The 17982-nt window shown below is 73.2% G+C and carries 18 protein-coding genes and 2 pseudogenes; 11 read left to right on the forward strand and 9 right to left on the reverse strand.

Annotated features, from left to right (window positions below):
- Nucleotides 1-96: 96 nt before the first annotated feature.
- The gene (locus ABTX60_RS16755; protein ID WP_502992339.1) at nt 97-825 is read left to right on the forward strand and encodes an SDR family NAD(P)-dependent oxidoreductase; all 729 of its coding nucleotides are present in this window, start codon (nt 97-99) and stop codon (nt 823-825) included.
- Between the two features lie 339 nt (nt 826-1164).
- On the opposite strand, the pseudogene ABTX60_RS16760 reads toward ABTX60_RS16755, so the two are convergent.
- Nucleotides 1165-1356 (reverse strand): annotated as a pseudogene (locus ABTX60_RS16760) (alpha-L-rhamnosidase-related protein); the annotation flags it as partial.
- A gap of 95 nt (nt 1357-1451) precedes the next feature.
- On the opposite strand from ABTX60_RS16760, the gene ABTX60_RS16765 reads away from it, so the two are divergent.
- Complete coding sequence (locus tag ABTX60_RS16765) at nt 1452-1931, forward strand: substrate-binding domain-containing protein (RefSeq protein WP_352097781.1); 480 nt, start codon at nt 1452-1454, stop codon at nt 1929-1931.
- Between the two features lie 134 nt (nt 1932-2065).
- The gene (gene ppk2, locus ABTX60_RS16770) at nt 2066-3022 is read left to right on the forward strand and encodes a polyphosphate kinase 2 (protein WP_352097782.1); all 957 of its coding nucleotides are present in this window, start codon (nt 2066-2068) and stop codon (nt 3020-3022) included.
- A 52-nt stretch (nt 3023-3074) separates the two neighbouring features.
- Here the strand turns inward: ppk2 and ABTX60_RS16775 are convergent, their stop codons facing one another.
- The 5 genes from ABTX60_RS16775 to ABTX60_RS16795 form a co-directional block, all read right to left on the reverse strand.
- Nucleotides 3075-3437, reverse strand: coding sequence for a hypothetical protein (locus ABTX60_RS16775; RefSeq protein ID WP_352097783.1), 363 nt, complete (start codon nt 3435-3437; stop codon nt 3075-3077).
- Nucleotides 3438-3476: 39 nt separating this feature from the next.
- Complete coding sequence (locus tag ABTX60_RS16780) at nt 3477-3893, reverse strand: ATP-binding protein (RefSeq protein WP_352097784.1); 417 nt, start codon at nt 3891-3893, stop codon at nt 3477-3479.
- An 87-nt stretch (nt 3894-3980) separates the two neighbouring features.
- The gene (locus ABTX60_RS16785; RefSeq protein WP_352097785.1) at nt 3981-4646 is read right to left on the reverse strand and encodes an SDR family NAD(P)-dependent oxidoreductase; all 666 of its coding nucleotides are present in this window, start codon (nt 4644-4646) and stop codon (nt 3981-3983) included.
- Nucleotides 4647-4759: 113 nt separating this feature from the next.
- Complete coding sequence (locus ABTX60_RS16790) at nt 4760-5782, reverse strand: zinc-dependent alcohol dehydrogenase family protein (RefSeq protein WP_352097786.1); 1023 nt, start codon at nt 5780-5782, stop codon at nt 4760-4762.
- Between the two features lie 94 nt (nt 5783-5876).
- Complete coding sequence (locus tag ABTX60_RS16795) at nt 5877-7181, reverse strand: MFS transporter (protein WP_352097787.1); 1305 nt, start codon at nt 7179-7181, stop codon at nt 5877-5879.
- 135 nt (nt 7182-7316) lie between these two features.
- Between ABTX60_RS16795 and ABTX60_RS16800 the strand changes: the two genes are divergently transcribed.
- The 5 genes from ABTX60_RS16800 to ABTX60_RS16820 all read left to right on the forward strand — a co-directional run bounded on the left by ABTX60_RS16800 (nt 7317) and on the right by ABTX60_RS16820 (nt 13690).
- Nucleotides 7317-8225 carry a helix-turn-helix transcriptional regulator gene (locus ABTX60_RS16800; protein ID WP_352097788.1) on the forward strand — a complete coding sequence of 303 codons (909 nt, stop codon included), beginning with the start codon at nt 7317-7319 and terminating at the stop codon, nt 8223-8225.
- 546 nt (nt 8226-8771) lie between these two features.
- The gene (locus ABTX60_RS16805) at nt 8772-9956 is read left to right on the forward strand and encodes a hypothetical protein (RefSeq protein WP_352097789.1); all 1185 of its coding nucleotides are present in this window, start codon (nt 8772-8774) and stop codon (nt 9954-9956) included.
- Nucleotides 9957-10050: 94 nt separating this feature from the next.
- The gene (locus ABTX60_RS16810; protein WP_352097790.1) at nt 10051-10581 is read left to right on the forward strand and encodes a (2Fe-2S)-binding protein; all 531 of its coding nucleotides are present in this window, start codon (nt 10051-10053) and stop codon (nt 10579-10581) included.
- Nucleotides 10578-11582 (forward strand): FAD binding domain-containing protein, encoded by a 1005-nt coding sequence (locus ABTX60_RS16815; RefSeq protein ID WP_352097791.1) that lies wholly within the window; start codon nt 10578-10580, stop codon nt 11580-11582. Before ABTX60_RS16810 ends, ABTX60_RS16815 begins: the two co-directional genes overlap by 4 nt.
- Nucleotides 11579-13690 carry a xanthine dehydrogenase family protein molybdopterin-binding subunit gene (locus ABTX60_RS16820; protein ID WP_352097792.1) on the forward strand — a complete coding sequence of 704 codons (2112 nt, stop codon included), beginning with the start codon at nt 11579-11581 and terminating at the stop codon, nt 13688-13690. The genes ABTX60_RS16815 and ABTX60_RS16820 overlap by 4 nt, the downstream gene beginning before the upstream one ends.
- Nucleotides 13691-13753: 63 nt before the next feature.
- Here the strand turns inward: ABTX60_RS16820 and ABTX60_RS16825 are convergent, their stop codons facing one another.
- Nucleotides 13754-15451 carry a hypothetical protein gene (locus tag ABTX60_RS16825; protein WP_352097793.1) on the reverse strand — a complete coding sequence of 566 codons (1698 nt, stop codon included), beginning with the start codon at nt 15449-15451 and terminating at the stop codon, nt 13754-13756.
- Between the two features lie 247 nt (nt 15452-15698).
- Here ABTX60_RS16825 and ABTX60_RS16830 point away from each other — a divergent pair, with 247 nt between their 5' ends.
- The 3 genes from ABTX60_RS16830 to tgmB all read left to right on the forward strand — a co-directional run bounded on the left by ABTX60_RS16830 (nt 15699) and on the right by tgmB (nt 17332).
- A complete protein-coding gene (locus tag ABTX60_RS16830; protein ID WP_352097794.1) occupies nt 15699-16022 on the forward strand; it encodes a YkvA family protein in 324 nt (107 codons plus the stop codon).
- A 118-nt stretch (nt 16023-16140) separates the two neighbouring features.
- Complete coding sequence (tgmA, locus tag ABTX60_RS16835; RefSeq protein WP_053673313.1) at nt 16141-16332, forward strand: putative ATP-grasp-modified RiPP; 192 nt, start codon at nt 16141-16143, stop codon at nt 16330-16332.
- Nucleotides 16333-16348: 16 nt separating this feature from the next.
- The gene (gene tgmB / locus ABTX60_RS16840; protein WP_352097795.1) at nt 16349-17332 is read left to right on the forward strand and encodes an ATP-grasp ribosomal peptide maturase; all 984 of its coding nucleotides are present in this window, start codon (nt 16349-16351) and stop codon (nt 17330-17332) included.
- Nucleotides 17333-17375: 43 nt separating this feature from the next.
- Here the strand turns inward: tgmB and ABTX60_RS16845 are convergent, their stop codons facing one another.
- Together ABTX60_RS16845 and ABTX60_RS16850 are read right to left on the reverse strand one after the other, a co-directional pair.
- The gene (locus ABTX60_RS16845) at nt 17376-17579 is read right to left on the reverse strand and encodes a hypothetical protein (RefSeq protein ID WP_031111422.1); all 204 of its coding nucleotides are present in this window, start codon (nt 17577-17579) and stop codon (nt 17376-17378) included.
- Nucleotides 17580-17717: 138 nt separating this feature from the next.
- Nucleotides 17718-17981 (reverse strand): annotated as a pseudogene (locus ABTX60_RS16850) (hypothetical protein); the annotation flags it as partial.
- Between the last annotated feature and the right edge of the window lies 1 nt (nt 17982).

Genomic DNA, 17982 nt, shown 5'->3' on the forward strand with positions numbered 1-17982 from the left:
TCGAGGGGATCGACGGGGTACCCGCAAGGCTGATCCAGGACGTGTCTCGTCGCGAGGCGCGAATCCAGCGAAGGAGGCAGTCACATGCGAGGAACGGTGCGCCGGATCCTGGTGACGGGGTCCGCCGAGGGACTGGGGCGGGCCACGGCAGAGGCGCTGCTGGCCGCCGGGCACGACGTGGTGGTGCACGCCCGCAACCCGGAGCGGGCGAAGGCGCTGGACGGGCCGGCCGGCCGTGGGGCACAGGTCGTGGTGGGCGACTTCGCCGAGCGTGACGCCGTGCGGCGGGTCGCCGACGAGCTGAACGCCTCGCCGCCGCTCGACGCCGTCGTCCACAACGCCGGGGTGTGGAGCGGACCCTCGGTCATGCCGGTCAACATCGTCGCGCCCTATCTGCTGACCGCCCTGCTGCGCGCGCCGCGCCGGCTGGTGTACCTGAGCAGCGGCTCGCATCTCGGCGGACGCCCGTCGGCACTGGACGGGGCCGACTGGCGGGGTGAGAGCGCGGGGTCGTACGCCGACAGCAAGCTGTTCGTGACGGCGCTGGCGGCCGCGGTGGCCCGGCTGCGCCCCGGAGCGCCGAGCAACGCCGTGGATCCCGGCTGGGTGCCGACGAGGATGGGCGGGCCGAGTGCGCCGGACGACCTCGAGCTCGGCCACCGGACGCAGGAGTGGCTGGCGTCGAGCGACGACCCGGAGGCCCTGACCACCGGCGGGTACTGGTACCACGGCCGACGGTCGCAGCCGCATGACGCCGTCCACGACGAGGCGTTCCAGGACCGTCTCGTACAGGCCCTGGCCGAGGAGACGGGTACCGCGCTCTGAGCACGGGCCCACCGCCGGCCGGGCCTGCGCCGGGCCGGACGGCAGCCGGTAGGAGGCCACGCCGTCCTCGTGTCCGGTGAAGCGGACGCCGTCCACCCGGGCCAGCGGGGTCCGGCCCTCGCGGACGGCGTCCGCGGAGAGGGCCGGCAGGCGCAGGGTGGCTTCGCTGTTCGCGGGCACGACCGTCCCGGTGGGATCGAGGTGCGGGTGCAGGACGAAGCGCCGGAAGCCGGGACTCTCCGAATTGCGGACGATGCCCGCCATCTGTTCCCCGTCCTCGCCGTAGCGGGTCTGTGAGTCGATCACGGTGTTCTGGAAGTGGGCGAGGAAGGGTCCGGCGTGCGCGTTGTAGAGGCCGGTGGTGGCGAAGACCTGGGTGTCGCCGGTCCAGCCGAGGCGTTCGTCGCGCTGGGGGCGGTCGGTGGGGACGAGGTAGTTGCCGCGCTGGCCCCAGCGGATGTTGCCGATCAGCCGGTTGGTGCCGGGGTCGTCCGTGCGGAGGGTACCGGTCTCCTGGATCGCGGAGGTGATCGGCCTTGCCGGTCAGGGCGGTGATCTCGGGGCCGTCGGCGCCTGCGTCGGCGTCGTCGAGCACCTCGCCGGGCTCGGACACCGGCGGATCGCCCATGTCGAGCAACCACGAGACCGACCCGACCCGCACGGCCGAGATGCCGAACGCCCAGCGCGCCGAAGGGTACCGGCGGACCATGCGGAACCTCGGCCTGGAGGCGGAGATCGACCTCGTCTCCACCACCTACACCCAGCAGGGCGGCTACCTGGGCGCGAAGGAGCTGCTCACGCGTCCCCTGCGACCCACGGCCGTCTTCGCGGGCGCGGACATCGTCGCCATGGGGGTCCTGCAGGCGATCGGCGAGGCCGGGTTGTCGGTGCCCGGGAACCTCTCGGTGGCCGGTTACGACAACACGACCTTCGCCGCGCTCGGCCCGATCTCCCTGACGGGCGTCGACCACGCGGGCCGGGAGATCGGCCGGAACGCCGCACGGCTGCTGCTGGAGCGGATCGCGGACCGCGGCGAGCCGTCCGTGCAGGTCAAACTGTCCCCCACGCTGGTGGAACGGCGTACCACGGCCCGGCCCGGAGAGTAGCCGCGCAGGACCCCACATGGGCGGGGCCGGGCGGGGCACCCGTGTGTGCGTTCACCGGCGACGGGAGCCGTATCCGCACGACGTGCACCGTACGCCCGGTGCCGACTGTGCGAGCCGAAACGGGGAGTCGAGTGATGAGCGCCGAAGACGCGGGCAACCTGCTGGACGGGCTGACCGTGGACACCAGCCGGCGGGAGCAGCCGATCGTGCTGGACGGTGACGGACGCCCCATCCGCACCTGGCGGGAGAACTACCCCTACGACCGGAAAGTGGGCCGCAAGGAGTACGAGCGGACCAAGCGCATCCTGCAGATAGAGCTGCTCAAGCTCCAGCGCTGGGTCAAGGACACCGGCGCGCGTCTGGTCGTCGTGTGCGAGGGGCGGGACGCGGCGGGCAAGGGCGGCACGATCCAGCGGTTCACCGAGCGGCTCAACCCGCGCGGCGCGCGCGTCGTCGCCCTGGACAAACCCACCGAACGCGAGACGGGCCAGTGGTACTTCCAGCGCTACATCGCGCATCTGCCGACGGCCGGGGAGATCGTGTTCCTCGACCGCTCCTGGTACAACCGGGCCGGCGTGGAGCGCGTGATGGGCTACTGCTCCAAGGACGAGTACGAGTTGTTCCTCGACCAGTGCCCGGCCTTCGAGCGGATGCTGGTGGACGACGGGATCCTGCTGGTGAAGTTCTGGTTCTCGGTGTCGCGCTCCGAACAACGCACGCGCTTCGCGATCCGGCAGGTGGATCCGGTGCGCCAGTGGAAGCTCTCCCCCACCGACCTGGCATCGCTGGACCTCTGGGACGAATACACCGAGGCGAAGGTCGACATGTTCCGCGCCACGGACACCGCTCACGCCCCCTGGACCGTCGTCAAGAGCAACGACAAGCGGCGCGCCCGGCTGGAGACCATGCGCAGTCTGCTGTCACGCATCGACTACGCGAGCAAGGATCACGAGGCGGTGGACACACCCGACCCGCTCATCGTGGGCGCCGCCGACACCCTGCTGGAGCCGGGTGAGGAGGACACCACGCTGTCGCCCACTCCGCTGTCCCCCGGTGCCGCGGGGCCAGGCAAACACCCCGGGACCGACTGACGCATTCGGGCCCCTCCCTCCCGTTCCCGGAGGTGAGGGGCCCTTGTCCGTCTCACGACCGGGCGGAGGCGCGCGTCTCCGTGCGGTGGTCGTAGTACGCCCAGACGGTCACGGCCACCACGGCGGTGAGGCCGACCGTCATGACGCGCACGGCGCCACTGGTCAGGTAGGCGACCAGCCCAGTGAGCCCCGCTCCGCCCAGCATGATCACGCGGCTGACGAAGCGGTTCTCGGGCGGCTGGGGGTCCTCCCGGTCCTTGAGGTCGTGCAGGGCGTCCTGAGCGGGATGGGCGCTACCGCGCCGGGCGCGGGTGCGGTACTGCAGCCCGTAGCTGATCAGTGCGTACAGCGCGAGGGCGCCCAGGACCCAGAGCCAGACGTAGGGGTCGTCACTCGACCCTCGTGCCAGGTACACAACACTTCTCCTTCGGAAGCGGGCGTCGGTGAGCGGAAATCAACCGGCGCCGCCGCCCTCGGGGTCGGCGGGGCGGAAGCACGCCGTCACCGTCTTGCCGTGCCGCTGGCACCTCATCGCCCACTCGTCGGCGAGCTTGCGCACGATCGCCACTCCGCGGCCGGAGGCCTCCCCTGGCTCCGGTTCACGCTGGCGCGGCAGCGTCGGGTCCTCGTCGTGGACGCTCACGTGAAGGCAGTCGCCGTCCCACGTGAGGACCAGATGCGCGTCGCTGTGCGCGTGGATGTGCGCGTTGGTGATCAGCTCGGACACCGCCAGCACCACCGCGTCCACCGTGTCCGGCTCGGCAGCGGCCCAGGGCAGGGTTTCCAGGCGCCCGCGCGTCCACTCCCTCCCCGCACGCACTCCTCCGGACATTCGGAACGAGTGTGCCCACCCCATCGCCTTTACCGCCACTGCCCCCGGTCCCCTCTCCTCCGTCCAAGCACCAGCTCGTGCGGGAACCGAGTACCCGGTCCCCGCCCCGACAGGCATCGGAACCCGTCACCCGGGCATCGGCTCGGCGAAGTGGCGGAAGCCCTCGCGTTCCTGGTGGAGGGAGTACAGGCGGGCCGCGAGGGCGTCGGGGCTGCTGTGCCCGGCGCCGGGGCGGATGGCGCCGGGGACGATCAGCTGGGCGGCGTGGATGTTCTCCGGTGCCAGGGCCTGATGGAGCATGGCCGCGTAGGCACTCTCGGCGGCGAAGGCGATGGAGGTGCCCGCACGGTCGGGGTGCGGACGTACCGCGCTGCCGCCGTTGACGAACAGCAGGGTGCCGCGGCCCAGTCGGCGCATCCCGGGCAGGACCGCGTCGACACCGGCGAGCGGGCCCTTGAGGGAGAAGGCCAGCGGGTCGTCCAGGTCGTCGGCGCCGGTGTCGAGGACCGGCTTCATGAAGTCCGCGCGCGGGGCGGGGCTGTACTGAAGGATCTCGATGGTGCCGAGGGACGCGGCTGCCGCCTCCAGGGCCGCCGTGAGGGAGGCGGTGTCGAGGACGTCGGCGGTGAAGCCGCGCGCGGTGACGCCGTCCCGCCGCAGCTCGTCGCACAGCCGCTCCAGGTGCTCGCCGCTGCGGGAGATCAGGGCGACGCTGTGGCCGGCGGCGCCGAAGCGGCGGGCGGTGGCCAGTCCCAGGCCGGGTCCGGCACCGATGAGGGCGAAGGTGGTCATGTTCAGCTCCATGGGGTGGCGGATGCGGGACGCCCGGGGGGCCGGGCGTCCCGCCGAGGGTGAGCGTTCCGCGGTGGGGCGTTCCGCGGTCGGGCATGGGGTGGCGGGTTCGGTCAGAGGGTGAGCATGGCCTTGATCGCGCGGCGCTCGTCCATGGCCCGGTAGGCCACGGCGGCCTCGTCGAGCGGGACGACGAGGTCGAAGACCTTGCCGGGGTTGATCTTCCGCTGCCAGATCAGGTCGATCAACTCGGGCAGGTACCGGCGCACCGGGGCGGGGCCGCCGTGCAGATGGACCTGGGAGAAGAAGAGCTCCTCGCCGCTGAGGGAGACGTCGTGGTTGACGCCCACGAAGCCGACGTGTCCGCCCGGCCGGGCCGATCGGATCGCCTGCTGCATGGACTCCTGGGTGCCGACCGCTTCGACGACGGAGTGGGCGCCGAGGCCATCGGTCAGTTCCTTGAGCTTCGCGACGCCCTCGTCGCCGCGTTCGGTGACGATGTCCGTGGCGCCGAACTCACGGGCCAGGCGCCGACGCGGCTCGTGGCGGCTCATCGCGATGACCCGCTCCGCGCCGAGCTGCCGAGCGGCCAGGACCGCCAGCAGGCCGACCGCGCCGTCGCCGACGACCGCGACGGTCCTGCCGGGGCCCGCCTCGGCGGCGACCGCCCCGAACCATCCGGTGCCGAGTACGTCGGAGGCGGCCAGCAGATCGGGGATCAGGTCGGCGTCGGGCGTGCCGGGCAGGGGGACGAGGGTGCCGTCGGCGTGCGGGATCAGGGCGCGTTCGGACTGGGTGCCGACCTGGGCCATGAACACGTGGTGCACGCAGGAGGAGGGGTAGCCGGAGCGGCAGATCTCGCAGGTGCCGCAGGAGGCGACGAAGGAGCCGACGACGAACTGGCCGGGCTTGACGTTCGTGACGTCGCTGCCGACCTCCTCGACGACGCCGACGTACTCGTGCCCCATCGGCACGGGGCCGTCGAGGGACTCGACGCCGCGGTAGGGCCACAGGTCCGAGCCGCAGACGCAGGCGGCCGCCAGCCGGATGACGGCGTCGGTGGGGGCGGTGATCCTCGGATCGGCGATCTCCTCCACCCGGATGTCACCGGGTGCATGCAGAACAGCAGCGCGCATGGGGATTACTCCTTGGTTCTTCGAAACGGGTGGTTCTTGAGCGGGTGGTTCTTGAGCGCGTGGTTTTCGGGCAGCGGGTTCGCGAAGCCGGGCTTCAGGCGTTCCCGGCGGCTGAACTCCGGACGACGGTGCCGGCGGGCTTTCCCGACCGGCGGCGCTGGACGACCGCGATGGTGATCGTGGGGATGAGCGTGAGCGCGGAGACCGCGCTGCCGACGGCGGCGGGGCCCGTCGCTCCCAGGGGGGAGTCCAGGGCGAGTCCCGCGGCCCATGAGCCGACGGCCGTGCCGAGGTTGAACGCCGACACGGTCAGCGCGGAGCCCAGGGTGGGGGCCCGGCCGGCGAAGCGGACGCCCAGGGAGATCAGCACCGGGTTGGCGCCGAGCCCGAACAGACCGAGCAGGGCGATCAGCGCGATCGTGGGCGCGGCGTGGGCCGACAGCAGGCAGATCGCCAGGAGCAGTACCGTGGTCACCGCCGCGGCGGCGATGGTCGTCGCGTGGGGACGGTGGTCGCCCAGCCGGCCTCCCACCAGGAAGCCCGCCAGGGCGCCAACGCCGAAGCCGACCAGTACCAGGGGGACGAGGGCGGCGGCCAGCTGGGCCCGTCCGGTCAGCAGCGGCGAGATGTACGTGTGCGTCGACAGCACGCCGCCGGTCGTGGTCGCGCAGGCCGCGAGAGCCAGCCACAGGCGGCCCGACCGCAGGGCGGACAGTTCCGAGCGGACCGAGACCGCCTCGCGGCCCTCGGTGTCGCGCGGCACGTGACGGGCGATGAGCACCGTGGCGGCCGCGCCGAGAGCGGCCAGGGCCCAGAAGGGTCCCCGCCAGCCCATGAGCTGCCCGGCGAAGGCGCCGAGCGGGACACCGACGACGTTGGCGAGCATCGCTCCGGCGCCCACCACGCCCAGAGCGCGGGAGCTCGCGGCGGGACCGGCGGTGTGCGCGGCCACGACGTTGGCCACCGCCCAGAACGCCCCGGTCGCCAGCACCGTCAGGAACCGGGCCGCCAGCAGCACACCGAAGCCGGAGCCGAGCGCGACGACGACGTGCCCCGCGGCGAAGACGGCCAGGGCGAGGATCAGCGTCAGCCGCCTGGGCAGCCGCAGCGTCAGCAGCGCCATCAGGGGTGCGCCGACGATCATCCCGACGGCGAAGACCGTGATCAGCAGCCCGGCCCGCGCCACGCTGATCTGTACGTCACCGGCGATCTCCGGCAGCAGGCCCGCCACCACGAACTCGGTGGTGCCCATCAGGAAGGTGCCGAGAGCCAGCACGTACACGACGAGCGGGAGCCGGGTGGGCGGATGCTCGCGGTCGCCGGAGTATGCCCCGGCGGTGGCATGGTCGTCGGGGCGTGCCCCGGCGGGAGCGTGGAGGGTCTCTCCTCGCGTGGTCATACGTCGTCTCCGCAGGATCGGGATCGAGGTGCGTGTCCCACGGAACCGCCCTGCTCGGGTGCGCGGGAGAGCGCGTTTATCGGGGGTACAAGCTCAACCCCCCTCGCCCGGGCGGCCCGCCGTAGCGTGGGGGCCATGGACCACCGCTCCGACAACCGCGCCGACATCCGTGACTTCCTCGCCCGCAGGCGCGCTCAGCTGACCCCCGAGCAGGTCGGGCTGCCCGCCGGCGGCCGGCGCCGGGTCCCCGGGCTGCGCCGTGAGGAGGTGGCGGTCCTCGCCGGTGTGAGCACCGAGTGGTACACGCGGCTGGAGAAGGGCCACATCGGCGGTGTCTCCGAGGATGTCCTCGACGCGGTCGCCCGCACCCTGCAGCTGACCGAGGACGAACGCACCTATCTGTTCGACCTGGCCAAGGCCGCCCAGCCCGGTCCGGCGAACCGGCGCCGCCGCAAGCCCGTGGAGATCCCGCCCCGCGTCCGGTGGCTGCTCGACTCCGTCACGCTGTCAGCGGCGTTCGTCACCAACGGCCGCCTGGACATGGTGGCCACCAACGCCCTCGCCCGCGCCTTGTTCGCGCCCCTGTTCGACAGCGAGGTCACGGTCGAACGCGGCCGCCCCAACTTCGCCCGGTTCTACTTCCTCGAACCCGGCTCACAGGACTTCGTCGACGACTGGGACGCCGGTGCCAAGATCACCGTCGCGCTGCTGCGCGCCGAGGCGGGCCGCTACCCCCACGACCGCGGGCTGCGCGAGCTCGTGGGCGAACTGTGCACGGTCAGCGACGAGTTCCGCACCCGCTGGGCGGCGCACAACGTGCGGATCCACCACGGCGGCGTCAAACGCTTCCACCATCCCGAGGCGGGCTTCCTGGAGCTGACCTACCAGCCCCTGGACCTGCCGGTGTCGGCCCACGAGGCCCACTCCATGACCTTCTACACCGCCGAGCCGGGCACCGCGTACGAGGACCGGCTGAAGGTTCTCGCCAGTTGGGCCGCGAGCGGACCGGAGACGACTCGTTCGGTCGATGGCGCGGATCGCTGAGCCACGCTCCCCCTGACGCGAGGCGAGCAGGACCCGCCCCGATGCGGATGGTGGGCGGGTCCTGCTCGTGCGCACCATTGTCGGGAACCGTGTGACGGACGGACCACGGGTGAGATCACCCGATCTGCGCGCGGCGCGCACACCCCGCGCGCACGGTGCGCTTCCCGCGCGCCCGGCACCACCCCAGGGCGCCGCCCGCCCGGACTCACGCTGCCGGGTGCCGTCGTCACACAGCACAGGGCGAGCCCCACATGGCACAGCACCGCGCGGGTAGGCGGTGCGCATGACCCACGGTGAGACGGACGAGGAAACGGACGTGCGCGCGAGAGAGCGTGTCGGCCGCGCGCGGACCGGAGCGGGCCCGTGGTCCGGTGCACCGGCCGGCCAGGGCCCGACGAGCGGCACTCCCCGGCTCCGCCGGGGAGGTGATGGGCCGTAGACACGTACGCCACCGGCGCCCGGAGCCCCGTGCGACCCCGGGTAGCACCCGTCGGCCTGCGGCGACGATACTGGCAGGCGCACCCGCCCCCGTTCACAGATGGACCCATGCAGACCTCCCTCACCGTCCGCACCATGACTCCCGACACGGTGTGGCTGGCGCGCGGCCGCCACGCCCCGGGCTCAGCGGAAGACGTTCTCCGGCGCTCGCTGCAGCAGCGCAAGGACAGCCAGGCCATCGACGACTTCCTGGAGTTGCCCGACGACGACACCGCTCCGGCGGAACGGGTCTTCGAGGCCCGCTGGCGGGTCGGCGACGACGTGACCGTACGGGCGCGGCTGAGCGTGCGGCCCGCGGGAGGCGAGGGGCCAGGGCAGGAGTGGATCCTGGTCGCGGAGGCCGAGCAGCCGTGGAACGACGCATGGCCCTCCCCCACCGGCCTGTTCTGGCCCAAGGAGCCGGACACCGCCTGGAACCAGGACCCCGCCACCCGTCTGGCCGTGGGCGAGATCAACCTCCTCCCCCAGGACGACAGGGAGATCCGGCGCCTGCTGCGGAACGCCGTGCGCGGCGGATGGCACATCCACGTGGTCGTCCACGAGGCGATGACCACCCACGACCGGGGGCGTGCGCCGGTGGCGCGGTGGCTGCCGCCCGGTCTGCGCCACCGTGTGGTGGAGCATCACGCCGCCCCGCAGCAGCTGCGCGGCCTGAACTGGGCCCTGCGGGACACCGGCGTCGAGGTGCCGCGCGGTGGAGCCGTGGTCCTGCCGGGCGTCCCGGCGCCGGAGAAGTACCAGGCCCAGGACTTCTCGGTCCGCGCGGTCTTCCTCGACGGCTCCGAGCCGGCCGACCTCGTCGACGCGGTGACGCGGTTCGCCGCACTGAGCAGGCCCCTGCCCGACGGCGCCGGGGACGCCCTCACCGCGCTGCGGGAGGACTGGCACCTGCTGACCCTCCGGGAAGAGCTCGACCGACAGCGCGGCCTGGTGGCCATGTACGCAGAGGCGCTGGAGGCCATGACGAAGTCCCGTGACCTGTACCGGGAGGCGGCCGAGAGCGCCCACGAGGCCCTGGCCGCCTACCAGGAGTCCGCCGCGAGTGCTCCCGCGAGACCCGGTCCGCCCGGTCCGCCCGCCGCGTCCCCGTTCCAGCAGCTCACACGGACGTTCGAACGCTTCAAGGTCAAGCGCCCGGCACCCCCGGTCGAGGACGAGAAGAGCCACGGCACGGGCGGCGAAGAGGGCGACGAGAAGAGCACGTCCGCTCAGCACGTGACGTCGGAGCGGTAACACACCCTCCTCGCAGGGCGCACGTGTCAGCCGTCGCCTCCTGGATACGCGGTCCGTACGGCAACACGGCCCGCCCCGGAAGGTCCTCCACGACATGGGCAACCACCAGCACCACTCGCGGACCGCGCTCCGCGTCAACGGCAAACCCCACACGCTCACCGTCGACCACCGGCGGGTCCTGCTGGACCTGCTGCGCGAGGACCTCGGGCTCACGGGCGCCAAGAAGGGCTGCGACCACGGCCAGTGCGGCGCCTGCACGGTCCTGGTGGACGGGCGGCGTGTCAACAGCTGCCTGCTGTTCGCGGTCGCCCTGGACGGCTGCGAGGTGACCACCGTGGAGGGTCTGTCCGGCGACGCGGAGGAACCGCATCCGCTCCAGCGGGCCTTCCTGGAGCGCGACGCCTTCCAGTGCGGCTACTGCACCCCGGGCCAGATCTGCTCCGCGGTTGGTGCGCTCGCCGAGGCGGCGGCCGGTCACCCCTCGCACGTCACCGACCCGGCGGCACCCTCGGGCGAGCCGGTGCCGCTGGACCGGGAGGAGATCCGGGAGCGGCTGAGCGGCAACCTCTGCCGGTGCGGTGCGTATCCGCGGATCGCCGAGGCCGTCGAGGACGTGATCCCGTGAAGGAGTTCGCCTACGTCCGTGCCGGCAGCGTCGAGGAGGCGACCTCCGCGTACGCCGCGCACGCCGGCGCCCGGTACCTCGCCGGCGGCACCAACCTGGTCGACCTGATGAAGCTCGGCGTCGAGGCGCCCGCCGCACTCATCGACGTCACCCGGCTGCCCCTGGACGCCGTCGAGGAACTGCCCGACGGATCCCTGCGCGTGGGTGCGACGGTCCGCAACAGCGACCTCGCCGCCCACCCCCTCGTCCGCGACCGGTACCCGGCGTTGTCGCAGGCGGTGCTCGCGGGTGCCTCCGGGCAGTTGCGCAACGCGGCGACAACCGGCGGGAACCTGCTCCAGCGCACCCGGTGCCCGTACTTCCAGGACCTGTCGAAGCCGTGCAACAAGCGCGAGCCGGGCAGCGGCTGCGGTGCGCGGGACGGCGTCCACCGCGATCACGCGGTGCTCGGCCATTCAGCGCACTGCATCGCCACCCATCCGTCGGACATGGCGGTGGCACTCGCCGCGCTCGACGGGCGTGTCGAACTGAACGGGCCCGCAGGGGCCCGGAGTGTTCCGGCGGCCGACTTCCACCGGCTCCCGGAGGACCGGCCCGAGCAGGACACCGAGATCCGTCCCGGCGAGCTGATCACCGGCGTGGTGCTGCCGGCCGCCACGGCCGGGCTGCCGTCGGCGTACCGCAAAGCCCGGGACCGGGCCTCGTACGCCTTCGCACTCGCCTCCGTAGCGGTCGTGCTGCGTCTTGACGACGGGGTCGTCGGCCATGCGGGGCTCGCCTTCGGGGGCCTGGCGCACCGTCCCTGGCGTGCCAGGCGGGCGGAGGAGGCACTCCTGGGTGCGGCCCCGACCCGCGCGGCGTTCGAGCGCGCCGCCGAAGAGGAGCTGTCCGCGGCGCAACCACTGCGGGACAACGCCTACAAGGTGCCGCTCGCCCGCAATCTCGCCGTGGACGTCCTGTCACGGCTCACCGACAGCGCGCTCACCGGGAGGGCCTCATGACCGGCAGTGTGGGCGCGCCCGCGGAGCGCCGCGAGGGCCGTGAGAAGGTCGGCGGCACCGCCCGCTACGCCGCCGAGTTCCACTCCCCCGGCGGGGCCCAGGCCTGGCCCGTACCGGCGGCGGTGGCCCGGGGCCGGGTGAGCGGCGTCGACACGGCGGCGGCGCTGGCCGTGCCCGGTGTCCTCGCGGTCCTCAGCCACGAGAACGCGCCGCGCCTCGCCGAGCCGGACGATCCCGCGCTCGCCGTGCTGCAGAACGCCCGGGTCCCGCACCGCGGTTGGTTCGTGGCCCTGGTGGTGGCCGAGACCCTGGAAGCGGCCCGGGCCGGCGCCGCCGCCGTCCGCGTCACCTACGACGCCGAGGAGCACGACGTGGCCCTCAGCGTCTCGCACCCGGATGTGTACGTGCCCGAGGAGGCCAACGGCGGTCATCCGGCCGTACGTGAACAGGGCGACCCCGACGGGGCGTACGGTTCGGCGGCCGCCCGGGTGGACGTCGCGTACCGGGTGCCGCCGCTGCACAACCACCCGATGGAGCCGCACGCCAGCACCGCCCGGTGGGAGGACGGCCGGCTCACCGTGCACACCTCCAGCCAGGGCACCGGTGCCGTACGGGCCACACTCGCCGCGCTGTTCGGCCTGCCGCAGGAGCGGATCGTCGTCACCGCCGAGCACGTCGGCGGTGGCTTCGGCTCCAAGGGAACGCCCCGGCCCGACGTGGTGCTCGCCGCCATGGCGGCCCGTCACACCGGGCGGCCGGTGACGGTGGTGCTGCCGCGGCGTTACCTGCCCGCCGTCGTCGGCCACCGTGCCCCGACCCTGCACCGGCTGCGGCTCGGGGCCGACGCGGCCGGCCGTCTCGAGTCCCTCGTGCACGAGGTGACCACGCACACGTCCCGCATCAAGGAGTTCGTGGAGCAGGCGGCGGTGCCCGCGCGGGTGATGTACGCCGCGCCGCACAGCCGTACGGTGCACCGGGTCGCGGCGCTGGACGTACCGTCGCCGTCCTGGATGCGGGCTCCGGGCGAGGCTCCCGGCATGTACGCGCTGGAGTCCGCCATGGACGAGCTCGCCACCGGACTCGGCATGGATCCCATCGAGCTGCGGGTCCGCAACGAGCCGGACGTCGAGCCCGACAGCGGCAAGCCGTTCAGCAGCAGGAACCTGGTGGCGTGCCTGCGCGAGGGCGCTCGCCGCTTCGGCTGGGCCGGGCGCGATCCCCGCCCGGGCACCCGCCGGGAAGGGCCCCTGCTGCTGGGGACGGGCGTGGCGGCGGCGACCTACCCCGTCATGGTGGCTCCGTCCGCGGCGACGGCTCACGCACGGCCCGACGGGACGTTCCTGGTGCGGATCAACGCCACCGACATCGGGACGGGCGCCCGGACCGTGCTCGCGCAGGTCGGCGCCGACGCCCTCGGGGTGCCGCTGGAGCGGGTCGGGATCGAGGTCGGCAGCACCGAACTCCCCCCGGCGTCGCTGGCCGGCGGCTCGTCCGGCACCGCCTCCTGGGGCTGGGCGGTGCACGACGCGTGTGCCCGGCTGGCCCGGCGGCTCGCCGAACACCCGGGACCGCTGCCCGGGCAGGGCCTCGACGTCCGTGCCGACACCAAGGGCGCGGCGGACGCCGAGAGCGACTTCGCCCGGCACGCCTTCGGGGCGCACTTCGCCGAGGTCTCCGTGGACACGGTCACCGGCGAGGTGCGGGTCGTCCGGCTGCTCGGGGTGTACGCGGCGGGCCGCATCCTCAACGCCCGTACGGCGCGTTCCCAGTTCGTCGGCGGCATGACGATGGGCCTCGGCATGGCGCTGACCGAGGGCAGCACCATGGACGCCGCGTTCGGTGACTTCACCGAGTCGGACCTGGCGTCGTACCACGTGCCGGTGCACGCCGACGTCGCCGAGATCGACGCGCACTGGCTCGACGAGGAGGACTCCCGGCTCAACCCCATGGGCAGCAAGGGGATCGGCGAGATCGGCATCGTCGGAACGGCCGCGGCGATCGGCAACGCGGTCCACCACGCCACGGGCGTGCGCTTGCGCGAACTCCCGTTGTCACCGGACCGGGTGCTGACGGGGCTGCTCGATCGCCGGGTGCAGGGCGCGGTGTGACACAGCACCGTACAGACGGGTGAGCGGGGCGGTGTCAGCCGCTCGCCCCGGCCACCGTCTGTCTCAGTCGGTCGACGACGCTCCGACCGGGGCGGCGGCCCACTGCCGGGCGGCGATGGGCGCCAGCACCCGGAAGACCAGCGCGACCAGGGCCAGCAGCGCCGCGCACACGGCGACCGCGGCGGCCAGCCACGGCGGGGCGAGCGCCAGGTCGACGGCCCGGGGCAGGGACGCCGACGGGAAGGAGCTCCCGTACGCCTGGGCCCCGGCCAGCACGGTGGGCACCAGCACCGCCCCGGCCATGACCAGCGCCACGGGACGCAGGGCCAGCAGCAGCGCCAGCACCGTGCACAGCACCGACAGGCCGAGGGCGAACGCGTGCAGCTGCAGGGACGCGTCGCCGCGCTGCAGCGGGAAGTGGACCACCGCGCACGCCACGAGGGCCAGGGCGGCGAGCCAGCCCGACCAGGACACGGACCGGGCCAGCCGGTCCGTCGCGGACATCAGGTCCGGCGGTGTGTCGTCGAGGATGCGGTGGCTTTCACGGCCCGTGCCCTGGCGTACCGCACGGCGCCTGCCCGGACGACCGGGTGATTCGGGCCCGCCCGTCCCGGCCTCGGGGCGCGAAGTCTCCTCCGGGCGACGGCCTTCGCGGTCCAGCCGTTCCAGGCCGAGGCGGTCGATCAGCTCGACCAGCTCCCCGACGGACCGGCCGGTGGCGGCCGCGCGCAGGGCCTCCTCGCGGACGTGGGGCTCCTGCGGCTCCTTGTGCAGCAGGGTCACCAGCCGGGTCACCTCCTCCACCGGACGGTGGGCGGCCGCGGCCCGGATCGCCTCGTCCGCGCACTCGGCGTCACGCGGGGGCTTCGTCAGCAGGGCGATCATCCGGGACACGTCCTCGACGGACCGGCCCACCCCGGCCGTGCGAAGCGCGTCCACCCTCGCCCGGGTGTGGTCGGGTGACTCCTCCAGCGAGACGATGAGGTCGACGACCTCCTCCAGCGGCCGGTCGGCCACGGCGGCGTGCACCAGGTCGCTGACGGCGTCGCCGTACGGTGCGCCGGAGGCCGGACCGGTGCCGGGCCGGAGCTCCACCGCGTTGTCGTCGAGCGACCGGACGACGAACGGCCGCGCACCGGGCTGGTCGGCGCCGTCCGGGCCGGGCCCGGACGGGGGATCGGCCTCGTCGCCGCCGTGCGCGGCGGGCTCGGCGCCCTCGTCCGGGGCCGCGGCAGCGGGCAAGGCGGGCCCCTGGGCGGAGTCCGTCCCGTCCGGCGCGGGAGTCGAAGGCATCGCCTCGGCGGGATCCAGCCAGTCCTCGGCGGGAGGAGCCGGCAGCGCTGCGGCCCGGTCCGGGGCGTGGGCGGCGGGCATGTCCGTCTCGTCCGGGTCGTACGCAACGGGCCGGGCAGGGTTCCGGTCTGTCGTGTCCGTCGCGTTCCACTCGTTCGCGACGGGCGGGGCAGGGCCCGTCCCGTCCGGTTCGAAGGCCGGCGGCTGCGCCGGTGCACCGGCCGCCGGGTGAGGGCCGGGGGCGACGGGCTCGGCGGCCACCCGCTCGGCCGGGTGGGAACCGGCCACGGGCCCGGTGCTCCCCGCCGGGTACGTCTCGTACGGGCCGGCAGCGGGCTGCGCGCTCGTCTGCGCCACCTGGTGCGTGCCGGTGGCGGTGGTCGTCTCGGCGGACGGCTGCACGGACCCGTTCGTGTCGTCGAGTCCGGCAGATTCGTTCGAGCGGGGTGTTGAAGAGCAGGTGGTCATACTCGCCTCCGTGGGAAGAGTGCGGCCGCTCCTGCGCCCCCCGTCGTGTGACGAGCGACGTTACGCTGACCATTACTAGGCGCCCCCGTCACCCCGTGCCACTCGGATGAGCCACCGGGATGACCATGCGCACGGGAAAATCCGTCGACTCGCCGACATGTCGGGCCCCGGCCGCAATACAGCCGCCGGAAAAGGGAATCCAGCTAGGGACACCCCGTGTCGTGGCATGCCAGGAGGAGGGCGCCCCGTGGACACGACCACAAGAGTGATCATTCTGGCCGCGGTCGTCGCGGCCGTCGTCCTCGCCGTCGCCGTCGCCGTCCTCGTACGGCTGGTCCGCACCCGGCGCGATCTGCGGCGCGCCGGACTGCCCACCGGCCCGCGCTGGGTCTTCTGGGGCGCGGTGCTGTATCTCGTGCTGCCCACCGATCTGGTGCCCGACCCGGTGTACCTGGACGACATCGGGGTCCTGCTGCTCGCTCTGCGCACTGTCCGCGGCTCCCTCGGCGAACGGGGGCGCAGTTCGGCACACCGGCCGGACCGGCAACTGGCCGATGACTACGGAAAGTAAGGAAACCAACCACCCGTTCGATTCGTATAAGTCTCTGGAAGCCGAATCAGTCGGTGGACCGGGGGGACTCACCGCTGGGTCACCGTCTGCTCGGCGCAGTACCGACGAGGGAGAGACGATGCAACCGTTCGCGCTCAACTACGCGCGCCCGGCAGTGGAGTTGGAAGCTGCCATTCCGTACGTGTACGACGCCGGACTGCAGTTGAACGTGCTCCGCGACGGCCGGGTCGCGGCCTGTGACTTCGCCCTGTTGAGAGAGTTCGGCACCACGACGTCCACCGCCGGCTCCAAGACGCACTTCGACGACTGACCGCGGGCCGCCGACGATGACCGTACTGATCCTCACCTGTGAGGAGGACGTCACCGCGGACATGGTGGTCGTGCACCTGAACGCGACGGGGGTGCCGGTGGTCCGGGTCGATCCCGCGGACCTGACCGGTGGTGTCTCGCTCTCGGGGGAGTACGTGCACGGCCGGTTCCGCGGCCATCTGTCCGCCGGGGGGCGGCTGGTGAGCATCGGGGGGCTCCGGTCCGTGTGGGTGCGCCGGCCCGGCACCCCGGCCGCGCGGGCGGCTCAGCCGTCCGCCTGGCTGACCGAGGAGGCCGGCCAGGCGCTCTACGGCATGTTGCGGGGCTCGGACGCGCGCTGGATGAACCACCCCGACGCGGCCCGCCGGGCCCGCCACAAGCCGTGGCAGCTGCGGCTCGCCCAGAGATGCGGCCTGCCCGTGCCCGCGACGCTGATCACGACGTTCCCACGCGCCGCCCGCGAGTTCGCCGAGCGCTACCCGGAACTGGTGGTCAAGCCGGTGTCGGGCGCGCATCCCCAGGACCCGCCACGGGCCGTCCCGACCAGCCGGGTCGCACCGGACACGGATTTCTCCGCCGTGGCGTTCGGGCCGACGCTGCTGCAGCGGCGGATCAGCAAGCGGGCCGACATCCGGCTCACCGTCGTGGGCGAGCGGATGCTGGCCGCACGCAAGGCGACCGCCGAGGACGCGGACCCGGACGACGTCGACGTGCGGTTCGCCGCGCCGGGCTCGCCCTGGCTGCCCACCGATGTGCCGTCCCGCATCGCGCCGGGTGTCCTGGCTTATCTCCGTGAGGCCGAACTGGCCTACGGGGCTTTCGACTTCGCGGAGGACTCCGACGGGACCTGGTGGTTCCTGGAGTGCAACCAGTCGGGGCAGTTCGGGTTCGTCGAGGTGGAGACGGGTCAGCCGATCGCCCGCACCATCGCCGAGTGGCTGGCCCGGCCCGTCCCGGTCCAGCCGTCCCATGTCAACGGCTCGGACACGAGAGTCCGTTGAGCGCCGGGCCCGGCAGCGGACCGGGCCCGGGCAGCCGTTCGGTTCACTGCGGGCGGGGCCCGGGCAGCATGCCCGCGCGCTGCCAGCCCGCGCCCGGGGAGTGCGGGCGGTCGTAGCCGAGGGACTGTGAGGGCCGCATGACCAGCTCCAGTTCCCTGCTCACACGTTCGGCCTCGCGGCGCACCTGTGCGGGTACGTCACCGCGCTCCGCGATGAGTCGGTCGTAGATGGGGGAATCCTGGAACACCCGTCAACGCGCCTTTCTGCTCGTAGGCCCCGTGCGGGGGCGAGACTGCGAGTGTAGGCGGCACGGTGTCCCGGAGTGTGAATTCCCTGGGATGACTTGACGCAGACCGGACATCCGTGACAGGCGAAGGCGGCTTGGTCACGCTCCCGTCGTAGAACCCGGGCGGACGACCATCAGGACGGTGACCGTCGCCCACAGCAGGTTGAAGATGCCGGTGAACATGGCGAGTTGCACGGTGGCGCGGTGATCGGGGGCCTGCTCACCCTCCAGTTGCTCCAGGATCTCCTCCTGGCGGGGCAGGACGAAGGCGGCCAGGACGCCCGCGGCCGCGGCGGTCAGCGCGATGGAGGTGACGAGCCATCCGCTGCCGAGGACTCCTATGACGGCCGCGGTGGCCGGCCCT

Origin of the sequence: Streptomyces sp. NPDC126510 (assembly GCF_040302345.1) — a bacterium.
In the GTDB taxonomy this organism is placed as follows: Bacteria; Actinomycetota; Actinomycetes; order Streptomycetales; family Streptomycetaceae; genus Streptomyces.